The sequence below is a fragment of the Mycobacterium sp. genome, from assembly GCF_035603715.1.
In the GTDB taxonomy this organism is placed as follows: Bacteria; Actinomycetota; Actinomycetes; order Mycobacteriales; family Mycobacteriaceae; genus Mycobacterium.
The window spans coordinates 1-8472 of record NZ_DATNJW010000085.1; the positions used below are offsets into that span (position 1 = coordinate 1).

An 8472-nucleotide genomic window follows, 5' to 3' on the forward strand; every position below is an offset into this window, starting at 1 on the left:
GCTGGAATGCGGCGCCACCCTCAGGCAGGTCGCCGCGGCGCTGGCCGACGCGGGCCCGGTGTCGGGTCACCGGATGCGGGTCAGCACCCGCGCCGACGGGGTGACGGTGATCGACGACGCCTACAACGCCAACCCGGACTCGATGCGGGCCGGGCTGCAGGCATTGGCCTGGATCTCGGCCGGCAGTGGGGCTGATCGTCGTCGCAGCTGGGCGGTGCTGGGCGAGATGGCCGAGCTCGGCGACGACGCGATATCCGAACATGACCGCATCGGTCGGCTGGCAGTGCGATTAGATGTGTCTCGACTCATTGTCGTCGGAACGGGGAGGTCTATGAGCGCCATGCACCACGGCGCGGTCATGGAGGGCTCGTGGGGCGGAGAAGCCGCTGTCGCCGCCGACGCCGACGCCGCCCTGGCCTTGTTGCGGGCTGAGCTGCAGCCTGGGGACGTGGTGCTGGTCAAGGCCTCCAACGCCGCAGGTCTGGGCGCATTAGCCGACTCGCTGGCCGCCGACGGGCGGGGCGACACCCGATGATCGACATCCTCATCGCCGTCGGCATCTCGCTGGCGGTGTCCATCCTGCTTACCCCGATGCTGATCCGGTTGTTCAACCGGCAGGGCTTCGGCCACGAGATCCGGGAGGACGGTCCGCCCAGCCACAAGACCAAGCGCGGCACGCCGTCAATGGGTGGGGTGGCGATCCTGGCCGGCATCTGGGCGGGCTACCTCGGCACCCACCTGGCCGGCCTGCTGTTCAACGGAAATGGCCCGTCGGCGTCGGGTCTGCTGGTGCTGTTCCTGGCCACGACACTGGGCGCCGTCGGATTCGTCGACGACCTGATCAAGATTCGGCGAGCACGCAACCTGGGCCTGAACAAGACCGCCAAGACCCTCGGCCAGATCACCGCCGCCGTGCTGGTGGGCATTCTTGTCCTGCAGTTCCGCAACGACGCCGGTCTGACGCCGGGCACCTCCGACCTGTCCTATGTGCGCGAAATCGCCACCGTCACACTGGCGCCCGCGCTTTTCGTGCTGTTCTGCGTGGTCGTCGTCAGCGCCTGGTCCAACGCGGTCAACTTCACCGACGGTCTGGACGGCCTGGCCGCCGGCTCGATGGCGATGGTCACCGCCGCCTACGTGCTGATCACGTTCTGGCAGTACCGCAACGCGTGTGCGACCGCCCCCGGCTTGGGGTGCTACAACGTGCGCGACCCGTTGGACCTGGCGATCATCGCGGCCTCGACCGCGGGTGCCTGCATCGGATTCCTGTGGTGGAACGCCGCGCCGGCCAGAATCTTCATGGGCGACACCGGGTCGCTGGCCCTGGGCGGCATCATCGCCGGCATCTCGGTGACCAGCCGCACCGAGATCCTCGCGGTGGTGCTCGGATCGCTGTTCGTCGCCGAGATCGTTTCGGTGGTGGTGCAGATCCTGGCCTTCCGGACGACCGGTCGCCGGGTGTTCCGGATGGCGCCGTTCCACCACCATTTCGAGCTGGCCGGCTGGGCCGAAACCACGGTGATCATCCGGTTCTGGCTACTCACCGCGATCAGCTGCGGCCTGGGCGTGGCGCTGTTCTACAGCGAATGGCTCGCCGCCACCGGCGGCGGATGAACCCCGCCGCGCTCGGCCCGTTGACGGCGGGGGCGCCGGTTCTGGTCGCGGGTGGCAGAGTCACCGGCCGCGCGGTGCTGGCAGCGCTGACCGAGATCGGCGCGACGGCCACGGTCTACGACGACGATCCGGCCACTCAGCGGCAACTTGCCGAGACCGGGACGCCGACCGTCGACTCGGCGACCGCCGTCGACCGCATCGCCGACTACGCACTCGTCGTCGTCAGCCCCGGCTTCCCGCCGATCGCGCCGGTACCCGCCGCCGCCGCGTCCGCTGGCATCCCGATCTGGGGTGACGTCGAATTGGCCTGGCGGCTTGACCAATCCGGCCGTTATGGGCCGCCGCGGCGCTGGTTGACGGTGACCGGCACCAACGGCAAGACCACCACCACGTCGATGCTGCACGCGATGCTGGTTGCCGCAGGCCGCAGCAGCGTGCTGTGCGGCAACATCGGCGACCCGGTACTGGACGTGTTGCAGCAGCCCGCCGAACTGCTGGCCGTCGAGCTGTCCAGCTTCCAGCTGTACTGGGCGCCGTCGCTACGTCCGGAGGCCGGTGTGGTGCTCAACATCGCCGAAGACCATCTGGACTGGCACGGAACCTTCGCCGACTACGCCGCCGCCAAGGCGGGCGTGCTGCGCGGCCGGGTCGCGGTCGCCGGACTCGACGACTCGCCCGCAACGGCGCTGCTGACGGACGCCCCTGCGCCGATCCGGGTCGGCTTCCGGCTCGGGGAGCCCGCGGCAGGCGAACTCGGCGTGCGCGACGGCATGCTGGTCGACCGGGCATTCGCCGACGACCTGGCGCTGGCGGCGGTCTCGTCGATACCCGTGCCGGGCCCGGTCGGCGTCCTCGACGCACTGGCGGCCGCGGCACTGGCGCGCAGCGTCGACGTGCCCGCCGACGCCATCGCGGCCGCGCTGGCCTCGTTCCAGGTCGGCAGGCACCGCGCCGAGCGGGTGGCCGTCGTCGACCAGATCACCTACGTCGACGATTCGAAGGCCACCAACCCGCATGCCGCCGAGGCGTCGCTAATGGCCTACCCGCGGGTGGTGTGGATCGCCGGCGGACTGCTCAAGGGCGCGTCGGTCGACGAGACCGTCGCCAGGGTGGCATCGCGGCTGGTCGGAGCGGTGTTGATCGGGCGGGATCGGTCGATGGTTGCCGAGGCGTTATCGCGACACGCGCCGGATGTGCCCGTCGTACAGGTTGTGGCAGGCGAGGATATTGATATGCATGCGACTGCTGAGTCTCCTGTTGCGTCTGTGACACACGTGGTTCCCGTATCGGACGAGACTGTCGGCACTCGCGTTATGAATGCTGCCGTGGCCGCTGCCCGAGACCTGGCTCAACCCGGCGATACGGTGCTGTTGGCACCGGCCGGCGCGTCCTTTGACCAGTTCACCGGCTACGGGGACCGCGGCGACGCGTTCGCGGCCGCTGCCCGCGCCACACCGCGGTAGCTGCAGGTGAAGAACAAGCTGGCCCGGCTGCTGCGCCGGGGAGCCAAGGGCGACCAGGCGGCCGACAGCACACCCGAGGCGTCCACGGCGAAGGCCACCGCGAAAGCGACCACCGCCGAGCCGCGGACCCGGTTCGGGGCCTGGCTGAGCCGGCCCATGACGTCGTTCCATCTGATCATCGCGATCGCCGCGTTGTTGACCACGCTGGGTCTGATCATGGTGCTGTCGGCATCCGGGGTCCGTTCCTACGACGACGACGGTTCGGCGTGGGTCATCTTCGGCCGGCAGGTGTTGTGGACGATCATCGGGCTGTTCGCCTGCTATCTGGCGCTGCGGTTGCCGGTGCGGTTCATGCGGCGCCTGGCGTTCTCCGGCTTCGCCGCGACCATCGTGATGCTTGTGCTGGTGCTGATTCCGGGAATCGGTAAGGAAGCCAACGGTTCTCGCGGTTGGTTCGTGATCGCTGGATTCTCGATGCAGCCCTCCGAGCTGACGAAGATCGCCTTCGCGATCTGGGGCGCGCACCTGCTCGCGGCACGTCGCATGGAGCGGGCCTCGCTCCGGGAGATGCTGATCCCGTTGGTGCCGGCCGCGGTCATCGCGCTCGCTCTCATCGTCGCGCAACCCGACCTTGGCCAGACGGTGTCGATGAGCATCATCCTGCTCGGCTTGCTGTGGTACGCCGGTCTGCCGCTGCGGGTGTTCTTGAGCTCGCTGTTCGCCGCGATCGTCGCCGGAGCGATCCTGGCGGTGTCGGCGGGTTACCGCTCCGACCGGGTGCGGTCGTGGCTGGACCCGGGCCAGGACCCTCAGGACTCGGGGTACCAAGCCCGGCAGGCCAAGTATGCGCTGGCCAACGGCGGTATTTTCGGCGACGGTCTGGGGCAGGGCACAGCGAAGTGGAACTATCTGCCCAATGCGCACAATGACTTCATCTTCGCGATCATCGGCGAGGAACTCGGTCTGGTGGGCGCGTTGGGCCTGCTGGGGTTGTTCGGGTTGTTCGCGTACACCGGAATGCGCATCGCGCGCCGCTCCGCCGACCCGTTCCTGCGGCTGCTGACCGCGACCACCACCTTGTGGGTGATCGGTCAGTCGTTCATCAACGTCGGCTATGTGATCGGTCTGCTGCCGGTCACCGGGATCCAGCTGCCGCTGATCTCTGCCGGTGGAACATCGACGGCCACAACACTTTTGATGATCGGCATGATGGCCAACGCGGCCAGGCACGAACCCGAGGCCGTCGCAGCGCTGCGCGCCGGACGCGACGACCGGATGACCCGCATTCTGCGGCTGCCGTTGCCGGAGCCTTACTCGCCGACCCGGGTCGAGGCGCTGCGCGACCGGTTGCGCAGCAAGCCGAAGCCGGCCAAGCCGCAGCGCGCCGCCAAGCAGAAGCCGTCCGGTGGCCGGGCAGCGCGTCCGGCCAGACCGCCCGCGGTGGACAGGCGTGGCACCGGGGCAGGGCATCATGTAGGCGGACAGCGGTCCACCGGCCAGCGTCACGGACATGGCCGTCGAGCACTGGAAGGTCAGCGCTACGGGTGAGCGACTCGGTCACGGGGTCATCGGCCACTGGGCCAACCGGGCATTCCTCGTTGTCGGTTGTGCTCGCGGGCGGCGGCACAGCCGGCCACGTTGAACCCGCAATGGCCGTCGCTGATGCTCTGATCGGGCTGGATCCCGACGTTCGAATCACCGCGCTGGGCACCGCGCGCGGCCTGGAGACCAAGCTGGTGCCCGAGCGTGGCTACCACCTCGAGCTGATCACTCCCGTCCCGCTGCCGCGCAAACCCACCGGTGACCTGGCCCGCCTTCCGGCGCGGGTGCTGCGGGCGGTTCGGCAGACCAGGGCCGTGCTGGACAAAGTCGACGCCGATGTGGTGATCGGGTTCGGCGGCTACGTGTCGCTGCCCGCATACCTGGCCGCCCGCGGGGTAACCCGGCGCCGGCGCCGGGTGCCGGTGGTGATTCACGAAGCCAACGCCAGCGCCGGGCTGGCCAACCGGGTCGGGGCGCGCAGTGCCTGCCGCGTGCTCTCGGCGGTGCCCGATCCCGGTCTGCCCCACGCCGAGGTTGTGGGCGTGCCGGTCCGGGAAGCCATCACCTCGCTGGACCGCGCCGCAGTGCGGTCGACGGCGCGGGCGCATTTCGGCTTCGCCGACGACGCCCGAGTGCTGCTGGTGTTCGGCGGCTCGCAGGGCGCCGCGTCTCTCAACCGGGCGGTCGCCGCGGCCGCCGCCGATCTGGCGGCCGCGGGCGTCGCGGTGCTGCACGCCCACGGCGCCAAGAACACCATCGACCTGCGCACCCCGGAGCCCGGTGACCCGCCGTACGTCGCGGTCCCGTATCTGAGCCGGATGGACCTCGCCTATGCCGCCGCCGACTTGGCGATCTGCCGGTCGGGCGCGATGACCGTCGCCGAGGTGACGGCGGTCGGCCTGCCCGCGGTGTACGTACCGCTGCCGATCGGCAACGGAGAGCAGCGGCTCAACGCGTTACCGGTGGTCAATGCCGGTGGCGGCATCCTGGTGGCCGACGCCGACCTGACGCCGGACTTCGTCGCGGATCAGGTTGCCGGGCTGCTGAACGACGCGCCGCGGCTGGCGGCGATGACCACGGCCGCGGCGCTGGTCGGTCATCCGGATGCGGCACGGCAGGTGGCCCGCGTCGCGCTGGAGGTCGCACGCGCGGGGAGAACGCGACGATGAATTCAGCGCCGCTGCCCCCCGAGCTGCAGCGGGTGCACATGGTCGGCATCGGGGGAGCCGGCATGTCGGGGATCGCCCGCATCCTGCTAGATCGCGGCGGCATGGTGTCGGGGTCTGACGCCAAGGAGTCACGCGGCGTCCGTGCGTTGCGGGCGCGTGGCGCGCTGATCCGGATCGGCCATGACGCGTCGTCGCTGGATCTGCTGCCGGGCGGCGCGACGGCGGTCATCACCACGCACGCCGCGATCCCGAAGACCAACCCCGAACTCGTCGAGGCCCGTCGTCGCGGCATCCCGGTGGTGCTGCGCCCGGCGGTCCTGGCCAAGCTGATGGCCGGGCGAACCACGTTGATGGTGACCGGCACGCACGGCAAGACGACCACGACGTCGATGCTGATCGTGGCCCTGCAGCATTGCGGCCGGGACCCGTCCTTCGCCGTCGGCGGTGAACTGGGCGAGGCCGGCACCAACGCTCACCACGGCAGCGGCGACTGCTTCGTCGCCGAGGCCGACGAAAGCGACGGCTCGCTGCTGGAATACACCCCGAATATCGCCGTGGTCACCAACATCGAGTCCGACCATCTCGACTTCTTCGGCAGTTCCGACGCCTACATCGCGGTCTTCGACTCGTTCGTGGAGCGCATCGCTCCGGGTGGCGCGCTCGTTGTCTGCACCGATGACCCCGGCGGAGCCGCGTTGGCCGATCGCACTGCGGCGCTGGGGATCCGGGTACTGCGGTACGGCTCGTCGTACGACGGCCCGGACCACACGCTGGCCGGGACGTTGTTGTCGTGGGAACAACAGGGCACCGAGGCGGTCGCACACGTCAAGCTCGACGGCGAAATCCATCCATGGGTGATGCGACTGTCGGTGCCGGGTCGGCATATGGCGCTCAACGCGCTGGGTGCGATGCTGGCCGCCATCGAGATCGGCGCCGCGGCCGACTGCGTGCTGGACGGGCTGGCCGGTTTCGAGGGAGTGCGGCGCCGTTTCGAGCTGATCGGAACGGCTTCCGGGGTAAGGGTTTTCGACGACTACGCGCATCATCCGACGGAGGTCAGCGCCACCTTGGAGGCGGTGCGCACGCTGCTGGAGCAGACCGGCGCCGGTCGCTCGTTGGTGGTGTTCCAACCGCATTTGTATTCGCGGACGCAGGCTTTCGCCGCTGAGTTCGGTGCCGCGCTCGACGCGGCCGACCAGGTTTTCGTGCTCGACGTCTACGGCGCACGCGAACAGCCGATCGCCGGGGTGAGCGGGGCGAGTGTGGCCGAACACGTCAGCGTCCCAGTGCAGTATCTGCCCGATTTCTCATCGATCGCCGAGGTAGTGGCGGCGACGGCGGCGCCCGGTGATGTCGTCGTCACCATGGGCGCCGGGGACGTCACCATGCTCGCTCCTGAGATCGTCACCGCGCTGCAGGTGAAGGCCAACCGCGGCACGCCGGGCCGGCCGGGGGAGTCGCGGTGACCGAGCCGGACGGCGTGACACCCGACGACGACCCCGTCGGTGAAAACACGGCCACCGGGCCGATCGAAACCGCTGGGCCCTCCGACGGCGACGACGGCACCGCCGCGGAGCAGGAGCAAACCGGCGACCCGGTAGAGGGGCCGCGTCGACGCGCCCGGCGGGAACGCGCGGAGCGCCGCGAGGCCCAGGCGCGCGCGATGGCGATCGAAGAAGCCCGCCGCGAGGCGAAACGCGTTGCGCGGGGGCGACCCGCGGCTACGTCCAAACCCGTTGGGCGCGGGGCGGTCCGGGGCCTGAAGCTGTTCCTTCTATCGCTGCTGTTGATCGTGGCTACCACCGCGGTAGGGCTGGTCCTGTATTTCACGCCGGTGATGTCGGCGCGCAGCATCATTGTCACCGGTATCGGGGCAGTCACCCGTGACGAGGTGCTCGACGTGGCTCATGTCCGGCTCGGCACGCCGCTTCTGCAGATCAACACCGACGGCGTCGCCGACCGGGTGGCGGCGATCCGCCGGGTGGCCAGCGCGCGAGTGCAGCGCGACTACCCATCGGCGCTTCGGATCATCATCGTCGAGCGAATTCCGTTGGTGGTCAAGGACTTTCCTGACGGGCCGCATCTGTTCGACCGGGACGGTGTGGACTTCGCGACCGCGCCGCCACCGCCGGCGCTGCCCTACATCGACGTCGACAATCCCGGACCGACCGATCCGGCGACCAAGGCCGCGCTCGCGGTGTTGACCGCGCTGCGCCCCGAAGTCGTCGCGCAGGTGAGCCGGATCGCCGCACCGTCGGTCGCGTCGATCACGTTGACCCTTGCCGACGGGCGCAAGGTGATCTGGGGGACCAACGACCGCACCGAGGAAAAGGCGCAGAAGTTGACCGCCCTGCTGACCCGGCCGGGGCGCACCTATGACGTCTCGAGTCCGGATCTGCCGACCGTCAGGTAGGCGGGTCCTCCGCCGCTGCGCTAGTTACTCCAGCGCCTTTGCGCAGCCGGTGAGGATCGCGCGAAAGGTGAGCGAGCGAATCAACGGCAGGGTGATCACCTCGATCAACTTCCCGCCTGCGCGCGCGGGAAGCGTGTAGCCGCTGACCCAATCGACATGCGTGCCGTTTCCCGACGGGGTGCAGGTGAGGACGCCGCCGTCGTGTTGTGAAGGCGGAAACGAGCCGACGACGATATAGGAGCAGCTCCGGGGTGCGTCGTAAGCCGTGATC

7 protein-coding genes and 1 pseudogene are annotated in these 8472 nt (G+C 69.5%); 7 read left to right on the top strand and 1 reads right to left on the bottom strand.

Annotated features, from left to right (window positions below):
* From VN856_RS03625 to VN856_RS03655, 7 genes are all read left to right on the top strand, one after another.
* Window positions 1–535, top strand: a 535-nt coding sequence (locus tag VN856_RS03625) for a glutamate ligase domain-containing protein (protein ID WP_325686227.1), incomplete at its 5' end; no start/stop codon positions are given.
* Window positions 532–1614 (top strand): phospho-N-acetylmuramoyl-pentapeptide-transferase, encoded by a 1083-nt coding sequence (gene mraY / locus VN856_RS03630; RefSeq protein ID WP_325686229.1) that lies wholly within the window; start codon window positions 532–534, stop codon window positions 1612–1614. The genes VN856_RS03625 and mraY, both read left to right, overlap by 4 nt.
* Complete coding sequence (murD, locus tag VN856_RS03635) at window positions 1611–3077, top strand: UDP-N-acetylmuramoyl-L-alanine--D-glutamate ligase (protein ID WP_325686235.1); 1467 nt, start codon at window positions 1611–1613, stop codon at window positions 3075–3077. Before mraY ends, murD begins: the two co-directional genes overlap by 4 nt.
* Before the next feature lie 6 nt (window positions 3078–3083).
* Window positions 3084–4625, top strand: a complete 1542-nt coding sequence (ftsW, locus tag VN856_RS03640; protein WP_325686231.1) for a putative lipid II flippase FtsW — start codon at window positions 3084–3086, stop codon at window positions 4623–4625.
* Window positions 4622–5788: an undecaprenyldiphospho-muramoylpentapeptide beta-N-acetylglucosaminyltransferase gene (gene murG / locus VN856_RS03645; RefSeq protein ID WP_325686232.1), complete on the top strand. Its 1167-nt coding sequence runs from the start codon at window positions 4622–4624 to the stop codon at window positions 5786–5788. Before ftsW ends, murG begins: the two co-directional genes overlap by 4 nt.
* Window positions 5785–7254, top strand: coding sequence for a UDP-N-acetylmuramate--L-alanine ligase (gene murC, locus VN856_RS03650; protein WP_325686233.1), 1470 nt, complete (start codon window positions 5785–5787; stop codon window positions 7252–7254). Before murG ends, murC begins: the two co-directional genes overlap by 4 nt.
* Entirely contained in the window at window positions 7251–8201 is a 951-nt protein-coding gene (locus VN856_RS03655; protein WP_414686858.1) for a cell division protein FtsQ/DivIB, read from the top strand. The genes murC and VN856_RS03655 overlap by 4 nt, the downstream gene beginning before the upstream one ends.
* 24 nt (window positions 8202–8225) lie before the next feature.
* Here the strand turns inward: VN856_RS03655 and VN856_RS03660 are convergent.
* Window positions 8226–8472 (bottom strand): annotated as a pseudogene (locus VN856_RS03660) (SRPBCC family protein); the annotation flags it as partial.

Excerpts from the sequence above, each read along its gene's own strand:
- mraY (WP_325686229.1), top strand. The coding sequence starts at position 532 with ATGATCGACATCCTCATCGCCGTCGGCATCTCGCTGGCGGTGTCCATC.
- murD (WP_325686235.1), top strand. The coding sequence starts at position 1,611 with ATGAACCCCGCCGCGCTCGGCCCGTTGACGGCGGGGGCGCCGGTTCTG.
- murC (WP_325686233.1), top strand. The coding sequence starts at position 5,785 with ATGAATTCAGCGCCGCTGCCCCCCGAGCTGCAGCGGGTGCACATGGTC.